General features: G+C 72.8%; 26 protein-coding genes. 18 read left to right on the top strand and 8 right to left on the bottom strand.

The annotated features are described in order from the left end of the window. The first annotated feature begins 32 nt into the window (after positions 1–32). From glp to ACFRFH_RS16140, 7 genes are read left to right on the top strand one after another with little or no spacing between them, the layout of a single operon-like run. On the top strand, positions 33–1,247 hold the full coding sequence (gene glp / locus ACFRFH_RS16110; protein ID WP_382464005.1) for a gephyrin-like molybdotransferase Glp: 1,215 nt from the start codon (positions 33–35) through the stop codon (positions 1,245–1,247). Beyond that, positions 1,244–2,266, top strand: a complete 1,023-nt coding sequence (gene moaCB, locus ACFRFH_RS16115; RefSeq protein WP_382464006.1) for a bifunctional molybdenum cofactor biosynthesis protein MoaC/MoaB — start codon at positions 1,244–1,246, stop codon at positions 2,264–2,266. Before glp ends, moaCB begins: the two co-directional genes overlap by 4 nt. Next, positions 2,263–2,676 (top strand): molybdenum cofactor biosynthesis protein MoaE, encoded by a 414-nt coding sequence (locus ACFRFH_RS16120; protein ID WP_382464007.1) that lies wholly within the window; start codon positions 2,263–2,265, stop codon positions 2,674–2,676. Before moaCB ends, ACFRFH_RS16120 begins: the two co-directional genes overlap by 4 nt. A gap of 57 nt (positions 2,677–2,733) precedes the next feature. Continuing rightward, the gene (locus ACFRFH_RS16125; protein ID WP_382464008.1) at positions 2,734–3,138 is read left to right on the top strand and encodes a molybdopterin-binding protein; all 405 of its coding nucleotides are present in this window, start codon (positions 2,734–2,736) and stop codon (positions 3,136–3,138) included. Then, positions 3,135–3,971: a molybdate ABC transporter substrate-binding protein gene (gene modA / locus ACFRFH_RS16130; protein WP_382464009.1), complete on the top strand. Its 837-nt coding sequence runs from the start codon at positions 3,135–3,137 to the stop codon at positions 3,969–3,971. The genes ACFRFH_RS16125 and modA overlap by 4 nt, the downstream gene beginning before the upstream one ends. Positions 3,972–3,997: 26 nt before the next feature. Further along, positions 3,998–4,795 (top strand): ABC transporter permease, encoded by a 798-nt coding sequence (locus ACFRFH_RS16135; RefSeq protein ID WP_382464176.1) that lies wholly within the window; start codon positions 3,998–4,000, stop codon positions 4,793–4,795. Beyond that, entirely contained in the window at positions 4,792–5,829 is a 1,038-nt protein-coding gene (locus tag ACFRFH_RS16140) for a sulfate/molybdate ABC transporter ATP-binding protein (protein WP_382464010.1), read from the top strand. Before ACFRFH_RS16135 ends, ACFRFH_RS16140 begins: the two co-directional genes overlap by 4 nt. Here the strand turns inward: ACFRFH_RS16140 and ACFRFH_RS16145 are convergent. The 3 genes from ACFRFH_RS16145 to moaA form a co-directional block, all read right to left on the bottom strand. Continuing rightward, positions 5,826–6,161: a hypothetical protein gene (locus tag ACFRFH_RS16145; protein ID WP_382464011.1), complete on the bottom strand. Its 336-nt coding sequence runs from the start codon at positions 6,159–6,161 to the stop codon at positions 5,826–5,828. The genes ACFRFH_RS16140 and ACFRFH_RS16145 overlap by 4 nt on opposite strands. Before the next feature lie 101 nt (positions 6,162–6,262). Further along, positions 6,263–6,514: a MoaD/ThiS family protein gene (locus ACFRFH_RS16150; RefSeq protein ID WP_382464012.1), complete on the bottom strand. Its 252-nt coding sequence runs from the start codon at positions 6,512–6,514 to the stop codon at positions 6,263–6,265. After that, positions 6,507–7,601, bottom strand: coding sequence for a GTP 3',8-cyclase MoaA (gene moaA / locus ACFRFH_RS16155; protein ID WP_382464013.1), 1,095 nt, complete (start codon positions 7,599–7,601; stop codon positions 6,507–6,509). The genes ACFRFH_RS16150 and moaA overlap by 8 nt, the downstream gene beginning before the upstream one ends. Positions 7,602–7,662: 61 nt before the next feature. Here moaA and ACFRFH_RS16160 point away from each other — a divergent pair, with 61 nt between their 5' ends. The 6 genes from ACFRFH_RS16160 (at position 7,663) to ACFRFH_RS16185 (ending at position 13,517) form a co-directional block, all read left to right on the top strand. Further along, positions 7,663–8,256, top strand: a complete 594-nt coding sequence (locus ACFRFH_RS16160; protein WP_370056947.1) for a sulfite oxidase-like oxidoreductase — start codon at positions 7,663–7,665, stop codon at positions 8,254–8,256. Further along, on the top strand, positions 8,253–9,005 hold the full coding sequence (locus ACFRFH_RS16165) for a ferredoxin reductase (RefSeq protein ID WP_382464014.1): 753 nt from the start codon (positions 8,253–8,255) through the stop codon (positions 9,003–9,005). Before ACFRFH_RS16160 ends, ACFRFH_RS16165 begins: the two co-directional genes overlap by 4 nt. Positions 9,006–9,010: 5 nt before the next feature. Beyond that, entirely contained in the window at positions 9,011–9,265 is a 255-nt protein-coding gene (locus ACFRFH_RS16170) for a DUF6510 family protein (protein WP_382464177.1), read from the top strand. 43 nt (positions 9,266–9,308) lie between these two features. Continuing rightward, complete coding sequence (locus ACFRFH_RS16175) at positions 9,309–10,802, top strand: SDR family NAD(P)-dependent oxidoreductase (protein ID WP_382464015.1); 1,494 nt, start codon at positions 9,309–9,311, stop codon at positions 10,800–10,802. A 337-nt stretch (positions 10,803–11,139) separates the two neighbouring features. Further along, positions 11,140–13,026: an amino acid transporter gene (locus ACFRFH_RS16180; RefSeq protein WP_382464178.1), complete on the top strand. Its 1,887-nt coding sequence runs from the start codon at positions 11,140–11,142 to the stop codon at positions 13,024–13,026. Between the two features lie 77 nt (positions 13,027–13,103). Then, positions 13,104–13,517: a DUF1622 domain-containing protein gene (locus ACFRFH_RS16185; RefSeq protein ID WP_382464016.1), complete on the top strand. Its 414-nt coding sequence runs from the start codon at positions 13,104–13,106 to the stop codon at positions 13,515–13,517. A 3-nt stretch (positions 13,518–13,520) separates the two neighbouring features. Here ACFRFH_RS16185 and ACFRFH_RS16190 read toward each other — a convergent pair whose 3' ends face one another. Further along, positions 13,521–13,907 (bottom strand): DUF5997 family protein, encoded by a 387-nt coding sequence (locus ACFRFH_RS16190; RefSeq protein WP_382464017.1) that lies wholly within the window; start codon positions 13,905–13,907, stop codon positions 13,521–13,523. Between the two features lie 53 nt (positions 13,908–13,960). Between ACFRFH_RS16190 and ACFRFH_RS16195 the strand changes: the two genes are divergently transcribed. Next, positions 13,961–14,650, top strand: coding sequence for a LysR family substrate-binding domain-containing protein (locus ACFRFH_RS16195; RefSeq protein ID WP_382464018.1), 690 nt, complete (start codon positions 13,961–13,963; stop codon positions 14,648–14,650). A 104-nt stretch (positions 14,651–14,754) separates the two neighbouring features. Then, the gene (locus ACFRFH_RS16200; RefSeq protein ID WP_382464019.1) at positions 14,755–16,077 is read left to right on the top strand and encodes an alpha-hydroxy-acid oxidizing protein; all 1,323 of its coding nucleotides are present in this window, start codon (positions 14,755–14,757) and stop codon (positions 16,075–16,077) included. Positions 16,078–16,139: 62 nt separating this feature from the next. Here the strand turns inward: ACFRFH_RS16200 and ACFRFH_RS16205 are convergent, their stop codons facing one another. Further along, complete coding sequence (locus ACFRFH_RS16205; RefSeq protein WP_382464020.1) at positions 16,140–16,547, bottom strand: hypothetical protein; 408 nt, start codon at positions 16,545–16,547, stop codon at positions 16,140–16,142. 137 nt (positions 16,548–16,684) lie between these two features. Here ACFRFH_RS16205 and ACFRFH_RS16210 point away from each other — a divergent pair, with 137 nt between their 5' ends. Next, a complete protein-coding gene (locus tag ACFRFH_RS16210; RefSeq protein WP_382464021.1) occupies positions 16,685–17,977 on the top strand; it encodes an alpha/beta hydrolase in 1,293 nt (430 codons plus the stop codon). Positions 17,978–18,047: 70 nt separating this feature from the next. Here the strand turns inward: ACFRFH_RS16210 and ACFRFH_RS16215 are convergent, their stop codons facing one another. The 3 genes from ACFRFH_RS16215 to ACFRFH_RS16225 form a co-directional block, all read right to left on the bottom strand. After that, the gene (locus ACFRFH_RS16215; RefSeq protein ID WP_382464022.1) at positions 18,048–18,974 is read right to left on the bottom strand and encodes an NADP-dependent oxidoreductase; all 927 of its coding nucleotides are present in this window, start codon (positions 18,972–18,974) and stop codon (positions 18,048–18,050) included. Between the two features lie 64 nt (positions 18,975–19,038). Then, complete coding sequence (locus ACFRFH_RS16220; protein ID WP_382464023.1) at positions 19,039–20,067, bottom strand: 6-phosphofructokinase; 1,029 nt, start codon at positions 20,065–20,067, stop codon at positions 19,039–19,041. A gap of 80 nt (positions 20,068–20,147) precedes the next feature. Then, positions 20,148–20,768 (bottom strand): CYTH domain-containing protein, encoded by a 621-nt coding sequence (locus ACFRFH_RS16225; RefSeq protein ID WP_382464024.1) that lies wholly within the window; start codon positions 20,766–20,768, stop codon positions 20,148–20,150. Positions 20,769–20,844: 76 nt separating this feature from the next. Between ACFRFH_RS16225 and ACFRFH_RS16230 the strand changes: the two genes are divergently transcribed. Both ACFRFH_RS16230 and ACFRFH_RS16235 read left to right on the top strand, forming a co-directional pair. Beyond that, on the top strand, positions 20,845–21,240 hold the full coding sequence (locus tag ACFRFH_RS16230; RefSeq protein ID WP_382464025.1) for a DUF3224 domain-containing protein: 396 nt from the start codon (positions 20,845–20,847) through the stop codon (positions 21,238–21,240). Between the two features lie 57 nt (positions 21,241–21,297). Beyond that, positions 21,298–21,489, top strand: coding sequence for a hypothetical protein (locus ACFRFH_RS16235; RefSeq protein WP_382460278.1), 192 nt, complete (start codon positions 21,298–21,300; stop codon positions 21,487–21,489).

Here is a 21,489-nt window from a genome sequence, read left to right on the forward strand (position 1 = left end):
CCTCTCCTGCTGCTGAGGGGGATACTGAACCCATGACCCCACCGCGCAGCGTCGAGGAGCACGTCGAGCACGTCAACCGCCTGCTGGAGCCGCTCACCGCGGAGCCGGACGTGGAGACCGTCCTGCTCGCCGACGCCGCAGGGCGCGTCGCCGCGGCCGACGTCCGGTCGGAGGTCGACCTCCCGCTGTTCCGCAACTCGCAGATGGACGGCTACGCGGTGCGGGCCGCCGACGTCGCCCGCGTGCCGGTCGCATTGGAGGTGACCGGGGACGTCCCGGCCGGCCACGAGGTGCCGCTGACGCTGACGCCCGGCACCGCCATCCGGATCATGACCGGCGCTCCCGTGCCCAGCGGCGCCGACGCGATCGTGCCGGTGGAGGACACCGAACTCGTCCTCGGCCGGGACGACGACTTGGCCGGCGCCGTCGTCGAGATCCGGCGCTCGCGCACGCGCGGCGAGTTCGTGCGCGAGCGCGGCAGCGACCTGGAGCGCGGCGACGTTCTCGTCCGGGCCGGCACCCGGCTGGCCGCGCGGCACCTGGCGGCGCTCGCTGCCGCGGGCGTCAGCTCGGTGGCCGTGCGGGCGCGGCTGCGCGTCGCCGTCCTGACCACCGGCTCCGAGCTCGCTGCGCCCGGCCGGGGCGTGCGCTTCGGGCAGGTCTTCGACGCGAACGGCGTCGCCCTCGCCGCGCTGGTCGAGGAGTCCGGCGCCGTCGTGTCGCTGCGGGCGAGCAGCAGCGACGACCCGGCGGCCTTCGCGCGCGTTTTCGACGCCGCGGTCGCCGCCTCCGACCTGGTCGTCACCTCCGGCGGCATCTCCAAGGGTGCCTATGAGGTGGTGCGGGAGGTGCTGCTGCCGCGCGGCGCGGAGGTCACCACGGTGGCGATGCAGCCGGGCGGTCCGCAGGCGACGGCGGTGGTCGACGGCGTGCCCGTGCTGTGCTTCCCCGGCAACCCGGTGAGCACGCAGGTGTCGTTCGCGGTGTTCCTGCGCGGGCCGCTGCGCGACGCGGCCGGGCTGCCCGAGCTGCCGGTCCGGCGCGTGCGGCTGGCCGAGTCGGTGCGGTCGGTGCCGGGCAAGCGCCAGTTCCTGCGCGGACGGGTCGGGGAGAACGGCGTGGCGCCGGTCTCGGGGCCGAGCTCCCACCTCGTCGCGGCGATGGCCGGCGCGGACGTGCTGATCGACCTGCCCGCGGAAGCGGAGGCGATCGAGTCGGGCGCGGACGTGACAGTCTGGACCCTATGAGCGAGCTCACCCACCTGGACGCCGACGGTCGCGCCCGCATGGTCGACGTCGGCGCGAAACCGGAGACCGACCGGGAGGCCGTCGCCCGCGGCCGGCTGGTGACCACGCCCGAGGTGGTGCGCCTGGTCGCGGCGGACGACCTCCCGAAGGCCGACGTGCTCGCGACCGCGCGCATCGCCGGGATCGCGGGAGGCAAGCGCACGAGCGACCTCATCCCGCTCTGCCACCCGCTGCCGCTCAACTCGCTGCGCGTCGACTTCGCGCTGGACGAGGCGGCGGGGTCGATCGCGATCGAGGCGGTCGCACGCACGCATGGACGCACCGGCGTCGAGATGGAGGCGCTGACCGCGGTGGCCGTGGCGGGGCTGACGCTGCACGACATGGTGAAGGCCGTGGACCCGGCGGCGAGCCTGACGGACGTGCGGCTGGTGGCGAAGAGCGGCGGGAAGCGCGGCGACTGGCGGCGGGACGGCGAGGACAGCACTACCGCCTCGACGCCGGAGCGCACCTCCTCGTCGGCGCCCGCACGCTCCACCGCGGCCGTCGTGATCGTGGCCTCGACCCGCGCCGCCGCGGGCACAGCCGACGACACCACAGGGCCGGTCATCGCTTCCTGGCTCGACGCCCACGGCCTCCACGCCGAGGTGCGCGTCGTGGCGGACGCCGACATCGCGCCCGCACTGACGGCCGCCGTCGCCGAGCGCCCCGCCGTCGTCCTCACCACGGGCGGCACCGGGGTCGCTCCCGGCGACCGCACCCCGGAGGCCACCGCCGCCGTGCTCGACCGGGAGCTTCCCGGGCTCGCCGACGCGCTGCGCGCCAGGGGCGCGGCCTCCACTCCGCTGGCCGCGCTGAGCCGCGGCCGGGCGGGCGTCGCAGGAAGCACGTTGGTCGTGAACCTCCCCGGCTCCCGCGGAGGCGTCGCCGACGGGCTCGCCGTCCTGGACGACGTGCTGGCGCACCTCCTCGATCAGCTCGGCGGCGACACCGACCGCGGCCACGACGGAGCCCGCCGATGACCGCCGTCTTCGCGGACGTCTCCGACCGGCCGCTCGACCCGTCCACCCTGGACGCGTTCGTCTGGCGCCGCGAGGCCGGCGCCGTCGTGTCGTTCCAGGGCATCGTGCGCGACCACGACGGCGGCCGCTCGGTCGTCTCGCTCGACTACCGCGCGCACCCCGACGCCGCCGACTTCCTCCGGCGCTGCTGCGAGGAGGTCGCCGAGCGCACCGGGCTGCGCGTCGCCGCCGTGCACCGGGTGGGCTCGCTGACCATCGGCGACCTCGCCCTCATCGCCGCGGTCGCGGCCCCGCACCGGGCCGAGGCGTTCGCCGCGTGCGCGGAACTGGTGGAGCGGATCAAGGCCGAGGTGCCGATCTGGAAGCGCCAGCACTTCGGCGACGGCGCGTCGGAGTGGGTCGGGCTCTGAGGCGCCGACCCTGCCGGGAGTCGATTTTCACGCTCCTGCCGGTCTAGAGTGGCATTCGTGCCGCAGATACGGGTAAAGGACGCCGCGAGCTTCCTCGGAGTGAGTGATGACACCGTTCGTCGCTGGATCGACGCCGGGGTGCTCTCCAGCGCCAAGGACGACGGCGGCCGCACCGTCGTGGACGGACTGGAGCTCGCGCAGCTCGCCAAGCAGAACGCGGTGCTCCCTCCCGACCCGTCCGGCGTCGGCCGGTCGGCGCGCAACCGCTTCGTCGGGATCGTGACGGACATCGTCATGGACAAGGTCATGGCGCAGGTCGAGTTGCAGTGCGGCCCGCACCGCGTCGTGTCGCTGATCAGCAGCGAGGCCGTCCGCGAGCTCGGCCTGGAGCTGGGCTCGGTCGCCGTCGCGGTGGTCAAAGCCACCAACGTGATCGTGGAGACGGCGGGATCGCCGGAATGAGGACCAATCGGGTGAAGAACAGCCGAGTGCAGAGCATCGTGGGCAGGCGCGTCGGGATCGTCGGGGCCGCGCTCGCGGCGGTGCTGGTAGCCGTCGCGGGATGCTCGGCGGACCCGGGATCGCAGACGCCGACCCAGACGCCGACGAAGCACGCCATCACCGGCACCGTCACCGTCTTCGCCGCGGCCTCCCTCACCAAGACGTTCACCGAGCTCGGCAAGGACTTCGAGAAGGCCAACCCGGGCAGCACCGTCACCTTCAGCTTCGGCGGCTCGTCCGACCTGGTCACCCAGCTCACCGCCGGCGCCCCCGCCGACGTGTTCGCGTCGGCGGACCAGAAGAACATGGACAAGGCCGTCTCCGGCGGCGTCGTCTCCGGCGCCCCCGTCGACTTCGCGACGAACGTACTCGCGATCGCCGTGCCGCCCGGGAACCCGGCCCACGTCACGGGGTGGGCCGACCTCGCGAAGCCCGGCCTCAAGGTGGTCGTCTGCGCTCCGCAGGTCCCGTGCGGCGCGGCGACGGCGAAGGTGGAGGCCAGCACGGGCGTCACGCTCAAGCCGGTCAGCCAGGAGTCGTCGGTGACGGACGTGCTCGGCAAGGTGTCGTCCGGGGAGGCCGACGCTGGCATCGTCTACGTGACGGACGTGAAGGGCGCGGGCAAGAGCGTGGACTCCGTGCCGTTCCCCGAGGCGAAGGACGTGGTCAACACCTACCCCATCGCCGCCGTCAAACAGGGGCAGAACTTCACCGGGGGCGCAGCCTTCATCGCGTACGTGACCGGCCCGGAGGGCAGGAAGGTGCTCGAGGCCGCCGGCTTCGGGAAGCCGTGACGCGCCGCGCGGCCGTCGGCACGGGGATGGGAACCGGCATCCCCGCCTGGGTGCTCGTCGTCGCCGCCCTCGGCGCGCTGTTCGTCCTGCTCCCGATCGTCGCGATGGTCACCCGGGTGGACTGGACCCACTTCGTCGCGCTGATCACGTCGCCCTCCTCCGTGGACGCACTGCTGCTCAGCCTGCGCACCTCCGTCGCTGCCACGATCGGGTGCCTGGTGCTCGGCATCCCGCTGGCGATCGTGCTGGCGCGGGTGCCGTTCCGCGGGCGCGCCCTGGTGCGCGCGATCGTGCTGCTGCCGCTCGTGCTGCCTCCCGTCGTCGGCGGCCTGGCCCTGCTCGCGCTGTACGGCAGGCGCGGGCTGCTGGATGGGGCCATCCCGATCGCGTTCTCGACGCCCGCGGTGGTGATCGCGCAGACGTTCGTGGCGCTGCCGTTCCTGGTGCTGAGCCTGGAGGGTGCGCTGCGGACGACGGGCCAGCGCTACGAGGCCGTCGCGGCGACGCTCGGCGCGCGGCCGTCGAGCGTGCTGTTCCGGGTGACGCTGCCGCTGGTGACCCCCGCGATCGTCTCCGGTTCGATCCTGTCCTTCGCGCGCGCCCTCGGCGAGTTCGGGGCGACGCTGACCTTCGCCGGGAGCCTGCAGGGAACCACGCGCACGCTGCCGCTGGAGATCTACCTGCAGCGGGAGACCGACCCCGACACCGCCGTCGCGCTGTCGCTGGTGCTGATCGCGGTCGCCATCGCCGTCGTCGCGGTGGCGCACGGTGCGGGCGAGCCGCTGCGCCGGAGGCCGCGTCCGGTGCGGGAGGCGGCATCGTGAGTCTCGACTTCTCGGCCACGGTCGCCGAGCGCGACGTCGACGTGGAGCTGCGGCTCGGCACGGGCGAGACGCTGGCGCTGCTCGGGCCGAACGGCGCGGGCAAGTCGACGGTGCTCGGGGTGCTGGCGGGCCTGATCCGGCCGGATGCGGGGCGCGCGACGCTCGCGGACGAGACGCTGTTCGACCTCCCGGCGGCCTGGCTGCCTCCGCACCGCCGCGGGATCGCACTGCTCGCCCAGGACGCCCTGCTCTTCCCGCACCTGACCGTGCGCCGGAACGTCGAGTTCGCGTCGCGGTCGGCGGGGGCCTCCCGGCCGGAGGCGCGCGCGAAGGCCGGCGAGTGGCTGGAGCGGACGGGCGTCCACGCGCTGGCCGAGCGCCGGCCCGACGAGCTCTCCGGCGGGCAGGCGCAGCGCGTCGCCATCGCGCGCGCTCTGGCCGCCGAGCCCGAGCTGATCCTGCTGGACGAGCCGCTCGCCTCCCTCGACGTGAACGTGGCGGGCGAGCTCCGCGGGGTGCTGGCGGAGGTGCTCGCCGACCGCACCGCGGTCGTGGTGACGCACGACGCGCTCGACGCCTACCTGCTCGCGGACCGCGTCGCGGTCCTCGGCGGCGGCCGGGTGGTCGAGGAGGGCGCGGCGCGCGACGTGCTGACGCAGCCGCGGCACCCGTTCACCGCCGAGCTGACCGGCCTCAGCCTGCTGGCCGGACGGCGCACGGCGACGGGGCTGGTGACCGACGACGGACTCGCGCTCGACGGCACGCCGACGACGCCGATCGCCGAGGGCCGGCCGGTGACCGCGGTGGTGCGGCCGTCGACCGTGGCCGTGCGGGTCGGTGTGCCGCGGGAGGGTGCGACCGGTGTCGCCGCGACCGTCACGGCCCTGGAACCGCGGGACGATCTGGTGCGGGTCCGGACCGACCGGCTCACGGCGCTGGTCCCTGCTGCGGTGGTTGCGGAGCTGCGGCTCACCGCCGGCGCACGCGTGACCCTGACCGTGCCGGCCGCCGAGGTCAGGATCTCCCCCGCTTAGGAGCCGAGCTTCATCCCTGCCGTGGAGTAGCCGCCGTCGGGGTTCGCCGACGGCCTCGGCTCGTCGAACGCCGGGTTGGGCTTGCCCGGGAGACTCTGCGGCACCACCCGCGCCCGCGCCGCTCCGACGATCGCGACGACGCACGCCGCCAGCAGCACGACCCCCGCGACCACCAGCGCCAGCCCGAACACCGCCCCGCGCGTCAGCAGCACGATGCCGAACGGCAGCGTCAGCCACGTCCCGACCGCGGTGAGCACGGCCGCGACCACGAGCGCCGCGAACCTCCCCTGCCGACGCCGAACGGCCTCCAGGTCCCGCACATGCACGCTCATGGTGTCCCCCTCGCCGCAGCTTAGCGGAGGGCCCGCCGCGGATTCGGCACGAATGTCGCGTTTGCCGGCGTCATTCGACACATTCGTGCCGAATGTCGGCGTCAGCCCCCGGCGAAGGGAGGCAGCACGTCGACGCGCTCGCCGATCGGCGCGTCGGGGTCGCGCGACACGACGCCGTCGACCAGGAAGGACCCGTTGCGCAGCACCAGCCGCATCGCCTCCCCGTAGCGCGCGTCGAGGTGCTCACGGAGGGCACCGACGGTGGGCGTGTCGAGGGTGACGCGCTCCTCCTCGCGTCCGGCGGCCTCCTCGGCGGCGGCGAAGTAGCGGACCAGAACGCTGCGCTCAGCCACCGATGGCTCCCATGCTCCGCACCGGAGGGACGAAGTCCGCGGCGTCCATCCCGTGCCCGGACTGCTTGCCCCACATCGCGCCGCGCCACCAGCGGGCCAGCTCGGCGTCGTCCGCGCCGCCGCGCAGCAAGCCGCGCAGGTCGGTCTCGTCGTCGCCGAACAGGCACGAGCGCACCGTGCCCTCGGCGGTGATCCTGGTGCGGTCGCACGCCGCGCAGAACGAGCGGGTCACCGAGGCGATGATGCCGACCGTGGCGGGGCCGCCGTCGACCAGCCACTCCTCGGCGGGGGCCGACGGGTCGTCGGGGCGGCCGGACTCCATCAGGTCGAACCGGTTGCGGAGGACGGCGAGCAGCTCCTCGGCGGAGACCATGTTGTCGCGCAGCCAGGTGTGGTCGGCGTCCAGCGGCATCTGCTCGATGAAGCGCAGCCGGCAGCGGTGCTCCAGCGCCCAGGCGAGGAGGTCGGGGGCGCCGGCGAGGGTCTGGCGCATCATCACGGCGTTCAGCTTGAGCGGCGTCAGCCCGGCGGCGTGCGCGGCGGCGATCCCGGCGAACACGGCAGGCAGCCGGTCGCGGCGGGTGAGCGCCGCGAAGTGCTCGCGGTCGACGGTGTCGAGCGAAACGTTCACCCGGGTCAGCCCGGCGGCGACGAGCTCGCGCACGCGGTGGTCGAGGCCGATGCCGTTGGTCGTGATGCTGAGGTCGATGCCGGGGGCGGCGGCGGCCGACAGCCCGATGATCTCCGCCAGGTCGGCGCGCATCAGCGGCTCGCCTCCGGTGAAGCGCACCTCGCGGATGCCGAGGTCGCGCACGCCGATCCCCACCAGCCGGGCGATCTCCGCCGGGGTCAGCAGGTCCTCGCGCGGGATGGCGGGCAGGCCCTCCGCCGGCATGCAGTAGGTGCAGCGCAGCGAGCACTTCTCGGTCACCGAGACGCGCAGGTCGCGGGCGACGCGGCCGAACCGGTCCACGAGGCCGGAAACGTCCGGGCGGCCGGCGACATCCGGGCGGCCGTCGAGGCCGGGCGCGCCCGGCGCAACCCGCAGCGACGCGCCGCGCGGGAGTCCGAGATTCACCGCCACCATGTCCTCACCCTAGACCGGCCGGCCATAGACCGGCGCACGGCGACGGGAATATGCTCCGCGCATGGGAATCATCTCGTCCGGCTTCCTCGGCCGGCGCAGAACCGAGGACCCGCGCCTCCCCCCGGGCCAGTACGTCACGGAGGGCTTCCCCGTCCTGTCCGCCGGGCCGACGCCGCGCGTGGCGAAGGAGGACTGGGCGTTCACGATCACGACCGAGAAGGGCGTCGTGCACCGCTGGAGCTGGGACGAGTTCCTGGCCCTGCCGCAGGCCGACGTCGGCACCGACATCCACTGCGTGACGAGCTGGTCGAAGCTCGGGACGTCGTGGCGCGGCGTCGCGCTCGACACACTCTTCGAGAACGTCGACACCGACTACGAGTACACGATGGCGCACTCCTACGGCGGCTACACGACGAACGTTCCGCTGAAGGACCTCCTCGACGGCAAGGCCTGGGTGGCGCACACGTTCGACGGCGCTGACCTGCCACCGGAGCACGGCGGCCCGGCCCGCTTGCTGGTGCCGCACCTGTACTTCTGGAAGAGCGCCAAGTGGGTGAGCGGGCTGGAGATGCTGCCGCAGGACCAGCCGGGCTTCTGGGAGCAGAACGGCTACAACCTGTACGGGGACCCCTGGAAGGAAGAGCGCTACTGGTGAGCACCGCGTGGCGGGTGGCGGAGGTCGTGGCCGCGCACGAGGAGACCGCGACGGCCCGCACGATCCGGCTGCGCATCCCGGGGCTCGCGGGGCACCTCGCCGGTCAGCACGTCGACGTGCGGCTCACCGCGCCCGACGGCTACCAGGCCGTGCGCTCGTACTCGATCGCGTCGGCCTCCGGCGCGGACGGACTCGCGGCGGACGAGCTGGAGCTGACCGTGGAGGAGCTCCCGGACGGCGAGGTCTCGCCGTACCTCGTGCGCGGCCTCGCGGTGGGCGACCAGTTGGAGGTGCGCGGCCCGGTCGGCGGCTGGTTCGTCTGGCGGGCGGGCGACGACGGGCCGGTGCAGCTGATCGCGGGAGGCTCCGGGGTCGTGCCGTTGATGTCGATGGCGCGTGCGCACGCTGCCGCCGCCAGCGCTGCGCCGTTCCGGCTGCTGTACTCCGCCCGCGCGCCGATGTCGGTCTACTACCGCGACGAGCTGATGGCGCTCGGCGAGGCCTCCGCACCGCTGCACGTCGACTACGTGTACACGCGGGAGGCGCCGACGGGCTGGCCGGTCGCGGCGGGGCGGCTGACGCAGGAGGCGCTGGGCGGCTTGGTGCTGCCTGCCGCGGACTCCCCGCGGTTCTATCTGTGCGGGTCCACCCCGTTCGTCGAGACGGTGTCGGGCTGGCTGGTGGACGCCGGGCACGACCCGGACCGCATCCGCACCGAACGCTACGGCGGGATCGGAGGCGCCGCGTGAGCGACATGGACTATCTGGACGGCAACGCCGCGGCGGGACTCCTCTCGGAGGTCTTCGCCGTCGACGTGACCGTGGCGCGCGGCAAGTGCGCGCACTGCGGCGACGTGTCGGTGATCGCGCAGGCGCACCTCTGGCCCGACGACCACGGGATGGTGCTGCGCTGCCGGATCTGCGGCGACGTGATCGCGATGGCGACCGAGCGCGACGGCAAGCTGTGCCTCGACCTCCGCGGGCTGGACTGGCTCGAATTGGAGGTGTAGCGCCCCTCAGCGGGCGGTCACCCGCGCCCCGTACAATCGTCCGGTGCCAGAATCACCTGCGAGCCTCGACCCCGACGACCTCGCGACCACCCTCCGCGTCCTCGCGCAGCTCCACGAGCTCGACCAGGAGCATCCCGACTTCGTCTCGGTCCGCCGCGCGACCGCGCACATGTTCAAGGCCGTCAAGCAGGCCAGGCGCCGCGAGCTGCGGGAAGCCGAGCTCCTCGCCGACCGCGCCGTGATCGCGGCGACCGCCACCGGCGCGCCCGACCGCATCGACGACGAGACCCGCGGCCGCGACCTGACCTCCCCCACCGCCGGCTCCGCGACGGCCGGCACGCTGATCAACTCGCAGGCCTGCTACATCTGCAAGCAGCACTACACCGAGGTGGACTGGTTCTACCACCAGCTCTGCCCGTCCTGCGCAGCCTTCAGCCACGCCAAGCGCACCGCCCGCACCGACCTGACCGGCAAGCGCGCGCTGCTCACCGGCGGCCGCGCCAAGATCGGCATGCACATCGCGCTGCGCCTGCTTCGCGACGGCGCCGACCTCACCATCACCACGCGCTTCCCGCGCGACGCGGTGCGCCGGTTCTCCCAGCTCCCCGACGCGAAGGACTGGCTGCACCGCCTCCGCGTCGTCGGCATCGACCTCCGCGACCCCGCCCAGGTGATCGGCCTCGCGGACTCCGTCGCCGCCCGCGGCCCGCTGCACGTCCTCATCAACAACGCCGCCCAGACGGTCCGCCGCTCCCCCGGCTCGTACTCGCTGCTGGCCGAGGCCGAGTCGCACCCGCTGCCGGACGGACCGCTCCCCGAGCTGGAGACCTTCGGTCACACCGCCGACCCGCACCCGCAGGCGCTGGAGGCCTCCGTCGCCGCCCACCCGCTTCTGTCGTCGGCGAACGTCCACGGCACCGTCGCCGAACTGGTCGGCGCCGCCGCCCTCACCGCGAACGACCTCGCGTCCGCCGCGATGGCCGCCGGCTCGTCGTCGCTGGAACGCCACCACGACGGCACCGCGATCGACGCGGGCGGCCTCGTGCCCGACGTTCAGCGCGTGAACACCTGGACCCGGGCCGTCGGCGGCATCGACCCGCTGGAGCTGCTGGAGGTGCAGCTCTGCAACACGACGGCGCCGTTCATCCTCATCGACCGCCTCCGCCCGTCGCTCGCCGCCGCCGGCCGCTCGTATGTGGTGAACGTGTCGGCGATGGAAGGCGTCTTCGGCCGCCGCTACAAGGGCGCCGGCCACCCGCACACGAACATGGCGAAGGCCGCGCTGAACATGCTCACCCGCACGAGCTCGCTGGAAATGTTCGAGACGGACAACATCCTGATGACGAGCGTCGACACCGGCTGGATCACCGACGAGCGCCCGCACTACACGAAGGTCCGCCTCGCCGAGGAGGGCTTCCACGCCCCGCTCGACCTGGTCGACGGCGCGGCGCGGGTGTACGACCCGGTCGTGCGCGGGGAGGCCGGGGAGGACCTGCACGGGGTGTTCCTGAAGGACTACCGGTCGTCGGCGTGGTGACGCACGCATCGCGCTGACTATACTTGCCCAGGCATCGCGGGGAGGCCGCCAGTGACCTTCCTGAAGGTCTTCCGGGCGCTCGCGTGCAGAACGTACAGTGAGCACGAAGGCGAACGAAGGGCAGTCGATGTCGAGCACCACCCCGTCCGGTGACAAGGCGCAGGGCACCCGTCCCGCCGCCGCGGACGATCCCGCTTCACAGCCCGCCCCGGCCGAGCTCGGCGGCAGCACGCCGCGTCTGGTCCGGCCGAAGGAGCCCGTCCCGATCGCCGGGCAGACGCACTCGCTCGCGGCGCCGCCGCACAGCAGCAGGTTCAAGCATTGGCTGCTGCGCGGCATGGTCGACGAGCGCGGCACCCAGACGGGCCCGCACGGCCAGAACCCGGAGCACCTGCACTCGTGGTGGCGGGTCATGTGCCTCACCGGCCTCGACTACTTCTCCACCCTCGGCTACCAGCCCGCCATCGCGGCGCTCGCGGCCGGCCTGGTCTCGCCGTTCGCCACGCTGGTGCTCGTCGCGTTGACGCTGCTGGGCGCCCTCCCCGTCTACCGCAGGGTCGCGCGCGAGAGCTTCCGCGGCTCCGGCTCGATCGCGATGCTGGAGCGGTTCCTGCCGTGGTGGGCCGGCAAGCTGTTCGTCCTCGTGCTGCTCGGGTTCGCCGCGACGGACTTCATGATCACGATCACGCTGTCCGCGGCCGACGCGACGGCGCACGCGATCGAGAACCCGTTCGCGCCGGCCTGGTTCCACGGCAACAACGTCATCATCACGCTGGTGCTCGTCACGCTCCTCGGCGCGGTCTTCCTCAAGGGCTTCCGGGAGGCGATCGGCATCGCCGTCGTGCTCGTCGCCGTCTACCTCGCGCTCAACGTGGTCGTGGTGACGACCTCCATCGTCCAGGTGTTCGCGCACCCCACCCTGATCGACGACTGGTGGAACGCGCTCTTCGTGTCGCACGGCAATCCGCTGCTCATCGTCGGCGTGGCACTGCTGGTGTTCCCGAAGCTCGCGCTCGGCCTCTCCGGCTTCGAGACCGGCGTCGCCGTCATGCCGCAGATCAAGGGCAAGCCGGACGACGACCCGAACCAGCCGGAAGGCCGCATCCGCGGGGCGCACCGCCTGCTCACCACGGCGGCGATCATCATGAGCGTGTTCCTCATCACATCGAGCTTCACGACGACGCTGCTCATCCCGCAGCGGGAGTTCCAGGCGGGCGGAGCGGCCAACGGCCGTGCGCTGGCGTACCTGGCGCACGAGTACCTGGGCAACGGCTTCGGCACGGTCTACGACATCAGCACCATCCTCATCCTGTGGTTCGCCGGCGCCTCGGCGATGGCCGGCCTGCTCAACCTGGTGCCGCGCTACCTCCCCCGGTACGGGATGGCGCCGCAGTGGGCGCGCGCGGTGCGTCCGCTCGTGCTGGTGTTCACCGCGATCGCCTTCCTGATCACGATCGTCTTCGACGCGAACGTCGACGCGCAGGGCGGCGCGTACGCCACCGGCGTGCTGGTGCTGATCACCTCCGCATCGCTCGCGGTGAGCCTCTCCGCGTGGCGCAAGAAGCAGCCGAAGCGCACGGTCGTGTTCGCGGTCATCACCGCGATCTTCGTCTACACGACCATCGACAACATCATCGAGCGCCCGGACGGCCTCCGCATCGCGACGCTGTTCATCATCGGCATCCTGATCGTGTCGATCGTGTCGCGTGTCGGGCGGTCGTTCCAGGTGCGGGCGACCAGCGTCACGTTCGACGTGTCGGCGCTCGACTTCATCCTGGAGGACGCCGAGGAGGGCGAGATCCGCATCATCTCGCACGAGCCCGACGTCGACACCACGAAGGAGTACGAGGAGAAGAACAAGGACGAGCGCCGCTTCAGCCACATCCCGCAGCGCTCCCGGACCATCTTCCTCGAGGTCATGAAGTCCGACTCCTCCGACTTCGAGGAGGACCTGGTCGTGCACGGCGTCGTCAAGTACGGCTACCGCGTGCTGCGGGTGAAGAGCGGCAACGTGCCGAACACCATCGCGGCCATCCTGCTGGAGATGCGCGACATCACCGGGGTGGTGCCGACCATCTACTTCGAGTGGACGGAAGGCAACCCGATCTCGAACATGTTCCGCTACCTCATCACCGGCGTCGGCGAAGTCGCCCCGGTGACCCGCGAGGTGCTGCGCGAGGCCGAGAAGGACGTCAAACGGAGGCCGGCCGTCCACGTCGCCTGAGCACTGCGCCTCTCTCCACCGCGCCCCTCTCCACCGCGCCTCTCTCCACCGGGCCACTCCTGTGGCACCATGTGCGCATGGACACCCACGCGGTCTTCGCGGCGGTCGGGGTCGCCTTCGAGTTCGCGGGGGTCGCCGCCCTGGCGGTCGGCTTCGTCGTGGCGCTCGCGATCGCGCTCGCGGTCTGGGTGCGCACGCGCAGCGGCACGGACGCCTTCCGCACGCTGCGCGAGTCCTTCGGCGGCGTCATCCTGCTGGGCCTGGAGCTGCTGGTGGCGGCCGACCTCATCAAGACCGTCACGTCCAACCCGACGCTCACCGACGCGCTGGTGCTCGGCATCATCGTGCTCATCCGCACCATCCTGAGCTTCTCGCTGCAGGTGGAGATCGACGGCGTCGCGCCCTGGCGCCGCGCCTTCGTCACCGGGCCGGAGGTGCTGGCGCACGCGGCCAGGAAAGCCGGCGCAGCGGGGACGCCGGAGAACCAGTAGGACTCAGTCGCGCTCGGAGCGCGCCGCGCGCTCGGCGTTGCGCTGCTTCACACGCGCGTTCTCGGCGTGGACCTGCGCCTGCGTCGCACGCTCGGCGACCAGCCACTCCGGCTTCTCCTCCAGCAGCGTCTTGATCTCGGCCGTGGTGAGCGGCTCGGTGACGCCGGCGCGGGCCAGCCCCGAGTTGCTCACGCCGAGCTTGTGGGCGACGACGTCGCGCGGGTGCGGGCCGTCGGCACGGAGGGCGACCAGCCAGGCGGGCGGGTTCGCGGTCAGCTCGTCGAGCTCGGTACGGCTGATCTCGCGGTCGCGGAACTCCTCCGGCGCGGCCGACAGCAGGATGCCGAGCTTCTTGGCCGCGGTGGCCGCCTTCATGGTCTGGGGCTTCATGCCTTCAAGGGTATCGTCCGCGAGCCGTCCGGCCGGACGGTAGCCTGGCGTGCATGGCCTCCCGCTTCGCCCTCGCCTTCCCGCTCGGTGTCACGATCGGCAAGTGGACGCGCGCCTTCGCCGAGCGGCAGCCCGACGTGGAGCTGGTGGTGCGGCCGTCCGCCGACCCGCTGGCCGTGCTGGCGGCAGGCGAGGCGGACATGGTGTTCGCCCGCGACGCACCGGCCGACGACGACCGGCACCTCATCCCGCTCTACACGGAGGACGTCGTGGTCGTGATGCACCACGAGCATCTGCTGACCCTGGAGGAGAAGCTGCACCTCGCCGACCTCGACGGCGAGCCCCGGGTCACCGGAGAGCCGTCGGAGGCGTTCATGCGCCGCGTTGCCGAGGGCGACGGCATCGCCCTGCTGCCCGCGTCGGTGGCGAAGGCCCTGCGCCGCAAGGACGTGACGGCGATGCGGCTGGAGGACGGCCCGACCTCCCAGGTCGGCCTCACCTGGCCGCGCGAGGGTCAGCATCCGCTGGTGGACGAGTTCATCGGCATCGTGCGCGGCCGCTCCGCGCACAGCTCGCGCAACCCGGACGTCGCGGCGACCGAGGCCGAGCGCTCGGTCAGGGACGCGAAGGCGGCCAAGTCCGCGAAGATCGCCGCCACCCAGTCCGCGCGCGACGCCAAGCGCGCCAAGCGCGCCGCCGCCGCCAAGCGCTCCACCGGCAAGCGCCCCCGCCCCAAGCGCTGACCGACGATCTATCTGACAGGACACGCCGTCTCACCGCCGCGCGAGGCGGCGTGTCCTGTCAGATGGATGGGGCGCGCCGCGCGCTGGGTGGGGAGAATGGGCGGATGGCGGCAAGCATCGGGACCAGCATCGGGACGAGTATCGGGCGGGCGGCGCAGAGCGCCGTGTACCGCGCGGGCGTGAGCGGGCGCCGGCCGGCCATCCCGGTCGCGTTCCCCGCGCTGGAGAGGGCGGCGCGCCGGCGGATGTCGCGCGCGGCCTTCGCCTACATCGCCGGCTCCGCCGGGCTGGAGCGCACCGACCGGGCCGACGCGGACGCGTTCGCGCGGCACAGGATCGTCCCGCGCGTGCTCCGCGACGTCTCGGAACGCGACCTCTCCATCGAACTGTTCGGCCGCCGGCTGCCCACTCCCCTGCTGCTGGCGCCGATCGGCGTGCTCGAGCTCGCCCGGCGCGACGGCGACGCGGCCGCCGCGCGCGCAGCCGCCGCGCACGGCATCCCGGCCGTGCTGTCCAACCAGGCGTCCGCGCCGATGGAAGCGGTGGCCGCAGCGATGGAGGCCGTCCGGCCCGGCGCCCCGCGCTGGTTCCAGCTCTACTGGAGCTCGTCCCGCGACCTGGTCGCGAGCCTGGTCGCCCGGACGGAGGCCAACGGCTGCGACGCCATCGTCGTCACCCTCGACACGCATGTGCTCGGCTGGCGCCCCCGCGACCTCGACCTCGGCTACCTGCCGTTCAGCCGCGGCCTCGGCATCGCCCAGTACACCAGCGACCCCGTCTTCCGCGGGCTGGTGCGGGAGCGGATGGCGGGCGCGGGTCCGCGCGAGCGCACGGCCGTCACCCCGGCCGCCGTCGCATCCTTCGCGAGCATCCTGCGCCACCACCCCGGCGACCTGCGCGAGAAGCTGCGCTCCGGCGAACCGCTCGCGGCGGTCGAGACGTTCCTCGACGTGTTCGCCGACCCGTCGCTCGGCTGGGACGACCTCGCCTTCCTGCGCGAGCGCACCCGCCTCCCGATCGTCCTGAAGGGCGTCCTGCACCCCGACGACGCCCGCCGCGCCGTCGACGCGGGCGTGGACGGCGTGCAGGTGTCCACCCACGGCGGCCGGCAGATCGACGGCGAGGTCGCGGCCCTCGACGCGCTGCCCGGCGTCGTCGACGCGGTCGCCGGCCGCCTCCCGGTGCTGTTCGACAGCGGCATCCGCGGCGGCGCGGACGCCGTGATCGCGCTCGCGCTCGGCGCCAGAGCCGTCGCGGTCGGGAGGCCGTACGCCTACGCGCTCGCGCTGGCCGGCGAGCGCGGTGTGCGCGAGCTGCTCCGCAACCTCCTGGCCGAACTCGACATCACGCTGGGACTCTCCGGCGTCAGCAGGGTCGCCGACCTTGACCGCTCCGTGCTGGCTACGCCACCGCCCTGTACTGGCTAGGCGACCGCACTGTGCCTGCTAGGCAACCGCTCTGTGCCCGCTAGGCGACCGCTCAGTGCCCGCTAGGCAACCGCTCTGGCGATGAGCGACAGCAGCGCCTGGGCGTAGGCGGACGCGGCGTCCTCCTCCTCGAAGAAGCGCTCGACGCCCTCCAGCTCCAGCGTGACCCGGTAGCCGTCCGCCGTGCGCGCGAGGTGGCGGAAGGAGCCGCCCAGCAGCTCCCGCAGCTGGTCCTCGCGCGGAATCCACAGCGCGTCCTCGACGGCGAGCGAGTCGAGCGCCCACTCGGTGGTGCCGTTGAAGCCGAGGATCGTGCCGGTGTCGAAGTGGTGCGGCTCGATCGTCATCTCGCTCACGGTGAAGCGGTCGCCCGCCATCCCCGGCCGGTCGATGGCGAAGGTGTCCCCCGAGGCCGGCTGCCAGCGCAGCCCGGCGGCGCGCAGCAGACGCGCGGTGTCCTCGTCGATCATGGCTGCTCCTCTCCGTTGACGGATCACCCCCAGTTCGGGGGCGCGGCCCGAGAATACGCCCCGGTTCCCTGGCCTCGTTCACCGTTCGTTCGATTCTCGGCCATAGATTGCTCGTATGGGAATCCCGCCGGCGCGCCGTGTTTGACGCACTGCTCTCGATCGATGTGCTCGGCGGCCCGGTCCCGTTCCTGGTGTTCGCCGCCGCCGCCGCGCTGCTGGTCGCCCTGCTGGCGCGCCGTCCGTCGCTCGCGCTGCTGCGCCGGCTCGGCCTGGCCGGCGCGATCGGCCTCCTGGGCGCAGTCATCGCCTGGCTGGTGTGCATCCGCTGGCTGAACCTGTTCGGCGAGTCCCTCGGCGCCGGCAACTACCTCTGGGTGGCCGCGGTGTTCTGCGGTCTGGCGCTCTCCGTGGCCAGCATCGGCCGCGCGCCGCGCTGGCGTACCGCCGTGGCCATCGTCGCCGTGCCGGCCTTCGTCCTCGCGGCGGCCCTGGGCATCAACCTCAACTACGGTCTCGACCGCACGGTCGGCAACGTCCTCGCCATCACGATCCCCAACCCGATCAAGGCCAAGCCGCTCGCCCCGCAGAGCACGGCCTACGACGTCGCGCTCTGGAAGCACTGGAAGGCGCCGGCCGACATGCCGCTCAAAGGCAGGACGGGCACGGCGCACATCGAGGGGACGATCAGCGGATTCCACGCCAGGGAGGCCGGCGTCTACCTGCCTCCCGCCGCCCTGGTGGCGCATCCGCCCGCACTGCCGCTCGTCGTGATGATGATGGGCCAGCCCGGCAATCCGGACCCGGAGCCGATCGCGTCGGTGCTGAACGCTCTGGCCGCCCAGCATCACGGGCTCGCCCCCGTCGTCATCGTCGCCGACCAGCTCGGCGCCGGGATGCCGGACACCCTGTGCCTGGACACGACGCGGTACGGCAACGCGGCGACCTACATCACCAGGGACGTCACGGACTGGGCGACCCGGCACCTCCCGATCACGCACGACCACCGGTTCTGGTCGATCGCCGGATACTCGAACGGCGGCCTGTGCGGGTTGTCGTTCGGCATCGACCATCCCGAGCTGTTCGCGAACGTGCTCGACATCTCCGGCGAGGAATACCCCGGCGCCGAGCACCCGACCGTCACGCTGAGCGAGATCTTCCACGGCGACCAGGCCGCCTACGACCGCGCGAAGCCGCTCAACCGGCTGCTGCCCGGGGCGTTCCCGGGCAGCATGATCTTCACCGCCTGCCGCGATGATCCCGGCTACCACCGGGTGGCGCAGGTGGAGCTGCGGGCCGCGCAGCGCGCCGGGGTCGCCAGCACCTTCATCGACCTGCCGTCCGGAGGCCACGGCATGGGCGCGCTGATGGGCGGACTGAACGGCGGACTCCCGCTGCTGTTCGCCACACTGGGGCTGCAGAAGCCGGGCTGAGTCGGCGCGCGGCTGTTCGCGACGCTGGGGCTCCAGAAGCCCGGCTGATCCGCGCGCGGCGACTCGCCGGTCAGTCGGTGACGATCACGATCTTGCCGCGGACGTGACCGGTCTCCAGCCGCCCGTAGGCCTCGACGGTGCGCTCGATCGGGAAGATCGAGTCGATCGGCAGCACCAGCTCGTTCTGCGCGAGGAGGTCGGCGAGCTCGGCCAGCTCGGCGTTGCCCGCCGTGCGGCCGCCGACGGTCCGAGCGCCGCGGGCGGCCGGGCCGAACGCGGCGATCGTGTTGATCCGCTCCGGAGGGACGCCGAGCTCGATCGCGGCGTCGACGGTGTCCGGGCCGTGGTTGTCAAGCACGGCCGTCACCCGCTGCCCGTCGTCCAGGACCTCCCGCACCCGGTCGGCCAGGCCCTCCCCGTAGGCCACGGGGATGATGCCCAGCGTCTCCAGGAACTCGTGGTTCTCCTCGCTCGCCGTGCCGATGACGGTCGCGCCGCACCGGATCGCGAGCTGCGCCGCGAGCACCCCGACCCCGCCGGCGGCCGCGCTCACCAGAACCGTGTCGGCCTCGCCGAGGTCGAGGGAGGCCGCCGTCGCCATCGCGGTGCGCCCGACCACGCCGAGCGACCCGGCCACCTCGAAGGTGAGCGGGTCGGGCTTCTCGACGATCTGCCCGTCCTCGGCGACCACGACGAAATCCGCGAGCGCGGCGAACGGGGCGGTGCCGAGCACGGCCTGGCCGAGCCCGAAGCGCACGGCGCCCTCACCGCGCTCCTCCACGAAGCCGGCGAAGTCCTGGCCCATCCCGCTCGGCAGGGTCACGCCCATCCGGGCGGCCGCCCGCTCGCTGCGGTACGCCTTGTAGTCCATCGGGTTGAGGCCGGCGGCCATCACCCGCACCAGAACCTGTCCTGGCCCCGGCCACGGTCGCTCCCGCCCGACGAGGTGGAGGAACTCGCGCGAGCCGAACTCCTCGAGCTGGACGAATCTGGGCACGGTCGGGCTCCTTCCGCTCATACGGTGGAGCCTAACCCCGCTGCTCGCGGGAAGGGAGGGGCGGTCAGCCGAAGAGCAGCTCCGCCTCCTCGTACCGCGCCGGCGGCACCGTCTTGAGGCCGCCGGTCGCGTCGGCGATCGACACGTTCACGACATCGGTGCCGCGCAGCGACACCATCGAGCCCCAGCGGCCCTCGTAGGCGGCGTCGACCGCCGCCATGCCGAGCCGGGTCGCGAGCACCCGGTCGTAGGCACTGGGGACGCCGCCGCGCTGCATGTGACCGAGCACCGACGCACGCGACTCGATGCCGGTGCGCTCCTCGATCATCGGGGCCAGCATCTCGCCGATCCCGCCGAGGCGCGGACGGTTGAAGGCGTCGAGGCCCTTGTGCGAGTGCGCCTCCTCCATCGTGTCGAGGTGGAAGCCCTCGGAGACCACGATCACCGGAGCGCGGCCGCGGTCGCGGACCGACTCGACCCACTCCACGATCTGCTCGATGGACTTGGGCTGCTCCGGGATGAGGATGGCGTGCGCGCCGCCGGCCATGCCGGAGTGCAGGGCGATCCAGCCGACGTGGCGGCCCATGACCTCCACGACCATGCAGCGCTGGTGCGACTCGGCGGTGGTGCGGAGGCGGTCGATGGCCTCTGTGGCGATCTCCACCGCGGTGTCGAAGCCGAAGGAGTAGTCGGTGGCGGCGAGGTCGTTGTCGATGGTCTTCGGCACGCCGACGATCTTCAGGCCCGCGTCGGTGAGGCGGCGGGCGGCGGTCAGGGTGCCCTCTCCGCCGATCGCGATGATCGCGTCGATGCCGTTCTCGTCCATCATCCGCTGGATGTTCTCCGGGCCGCCCTTGTCGCCCTCGAACGGGTTCGTGCGGCTGGAGCCGAGGATGGTCCCGCCCTGGCGCGAGAGGCCGCGGACGCTGTGCCGGTCGAGCGGCATGATGTCGCCGTCGACCACGCCGCGCCAGCCGTAGCGGAAGCCGGCGAACTCGGACCCGTACACGCGGTCGCCCTTGAGGACGGCGCCGCGGATGACCGCGTTCAGTCCTGGACAGTCGCCGCCACTGGTGAGGATGCCGATCTTCATGCTGCTCTCTTTCTCGTTGCGCCCTTGAGCATCATGCCCGAGGTGTACCTGAGCACCAAAATCCCGGCGCTCCGAGCCGCTCAGAGGCCGAGCGCGCGCTGGAGCTTGGACGAGCTCGCGGAGGGCCGGGCTCCCGCCGCCAGGAGCTCCGCCTCGATGCCGTCGAGGAGCGCGGTGCGGCGCTCGCGCGAGTCGGGGGCGCCGCTGAGCAGCTCGACCTCCCACTCCCGCCAGGCGTCGCTCGCGCCGGTCTGCAGGTTCTCGCCGCGGACGTGGTCGTCGCACAGCTCGGCGAGCTCGAAGCCCGCCGCGTCCTTGAGGAGGGTGGTGTCGCGGCTGTTCGTCACGCGCGCGACCGGGATCAGGACTCCGTCGCCGAGCTGCTCGCGGATGACCTCGCGCAGGTCCGCCGGCGGCTCGACGCCGTCGCCGAGCGGCCAGTGCAGCTCCGGGCGCCCCTCGCCGGTCGGCGGCAGCTTGACGTGCCAGCCCTCGTCGGAGCCGCCGCGCCGCGCGCGCACCGCGACGCGCTGCCGGGCGAGCCGCAGTTCGGCCGTGTCGAAGTAGGTCGCCACCAGTTCCGCGGTCTCCGGCTCGCTCTCGACGGCGATCGCCCCGACGCCGACGAGCTGGGGTGGGCGGAGGTCGCCGTCCACGTCGTACTTGCGCTCGATCTCGAGCTGGGTATGGTGCTGCGCCATGTCCCCTGTTTAGTCCACTTCGGCGCTGTCGCGAAATTGCAAGCGGTGCGCGGGCGCACGCGTTTAGGCTCCGGGCATGGACAACACCACCATCGTCACCGCCCGCTTCGACGTCACCGGCTGGGACCCGGAGGAGCTGCCCGGCATCGCGGGCGACTGGCTGGGCGCGGTGGCGATGCGCAAGACGTACACGGAGGGCCTGGTCGGCGCGTCGGTCGCGCACTTCGTCTCCTCGGGCACGGAGGTGGGCGGCCGCGGCTACCTCGCGGCCGAGCGGATCACCGGGACGCTGCCGGACGGCCGCTCCGGCTCGTTCACGGTCCACCACGGCGCGCTTCAGCACCCGGACGACCCGTCGGCGTTCGGCTACATCGTCCCCGGCACGGGGACGGACGACTTCGCCGGCGTCAGCGGCCCGGCGCGCATCCGGCACGACGACCGCGGCGCCTACTTCGAGTTCGACCTGGGCTGAGCCGGGCCGTCGCGAACCACTCTCGTGCACATTCGGCCAGCGCGGTACCCTCGTGGCATGAGCGAGACGGACCGCACCAGAGAGGACGACGACGACTTCCTCGAGGCGCAGGAGGGCGACTACGAGCCTGCCGACGTCATCCGCGACGAAGACGACCTGCCGGTGGACGACGACGAGGACGACGACCGGATCCTTCCCGACGACGAGCGCCCGGTGCCGCTCGACCCGGACGACGCCGAGATCGCCTGA

This window comes from Leifsonia sp. NPDC056824, assembly GCF_042789575.1.
Classification (GTDB): domain Bacteria; phylum Actinomycetota; class Actinomycetes; order Actinomycetales; family Microbacteriaceae; genus Leifsonia.

Coding starts and splice junctions, on each gene's coding strand:
- glp (WP_382464005.1), top strand. CDS start 33: ATGACCCCACCGCGCAGCGTCGAGGAGCACGTCGAGCACGTCAACCGC.
- moaCB (WP_382464006.1), top strand. CDS start 1,244: ATGAGCGAGCTCACCCACCTGGACGCCGACGGTCGCGCCCGCATGGTC.
- ACFRFH_RS16120 (WP_382464007.1), top strand. CDS start 2,263: ATGACCGCCGTCTTCGCGGACGTCTCCGACCGGCCGCTCGACCCGTCC.
- modA (WP_382464009.1), top strand. CDS start 3,135: ATGAGGACCAATCGGGTGAAGAACAGCCGAGTGCAGAGCATCGTGGGC.
- ACFRFH_RS16135 (WP_382464176.1), top strand. CDS start 3,998: ATGGGAACCGGCATCCCCGCCTGGGTGCTCGTCGTCGCCGCCCTCGGC.
- ACFRFH_RS16145 (WP_382464011.1), bottom strand. CDS start 6,161: ATGAGCGTGCATGTGCGGGACCTGGAGGCCGTTCGGCGTCGGCAGGGG.
- moaA (WP_382464013.1), bottom strand. CDS start 7,601: ATGGTGGCGGTGAATCTCGGACTCCCGCGCGGCGCGTCGCTGCGGGTT.
- ACFRFH_RS16160 (WP_370056947.1), top strand. CDS start 7,663: ATGGGAATCATCTCGTCCGGCTTCCTCGGCCGGCGCAGAACCGAGGAC.
- ACFRFH_RS16170 (WP_382464177.1), top strand. CDS start 9,011: ATGGACTATCTGGACGGCAACGCCGCGGCGGGACTCCTCTCGGAGGTC.
- ACFRFH_RS16180 (WP_382464178.1), top strand. CDS start 11,140: ATGGTCGACGAGCGCGGCACCCAGACGGGCCCGCACGGCCAGAACCCG.
- ACFRFH_RS16185 (WP_382464016.1), top strand. CDS start 13,104: ATGGACACCCACGCGGTCTTCGCGGCGGTCGGGGTCGCCTTCGAGTTC.
- ACFRFH_RS16190 (WP_382464017.1), bottom strand. CDS start 13,907: ATGAAGCCCCAGACCATGAAGGCGGCCACCGCGGCCAAGAAGCTCGGC.
- ACFRFH_RS16195 (WP_382464018.1), top strand. CDS start 13,961: ATGGCCTCCCGCTTCGCCCTCGCCTTCCCGCTCGGTGTCACGATCGGC.
- ACFRFH_RS16200 (WP_382464019.1), top strand. CDS start 14,755: ATGGCGGCAAGCATCGGGACCAGCATCGGGACGAGTATCGGGCGGGCG.
- ACFRFH_RS16205 (WP_382464020.1), bottom strand. CDS start 16,547: ATGATCGACGAGGACACCGCGCGTCTGCTGCGCGCCGCCGGGCTGCGC.
- ACFRFH_RS16220 (WP_382464023.1), bottom strand. CDS start 20,067: ATGAAGATCGGCATCCTCACCAGTGGCGGCGACTGTCCAGGACTGAAC.
- ACFRFH_RS16225 (WP_382464024.1), bottom strand. CDS start 20,768: ATGGCGCAGCACCATACCCAGCTCGAGATCGAGCGCAAGTACGACGTG.
- ACFRFH_RS16230 (WP_382464025.1), top strand. CDS start 20,845: ATGGACAACACCACCATCGTCACCGCCCGCTTCGACGTCACCGGCTGG.
- ACFRFH_RS16235 (WP_382460278.1), top strand. CDS start 21,298: ATGAGCGAGACGGACCGCACCAGAGAGGACGACGACGACTTCCTCGAG.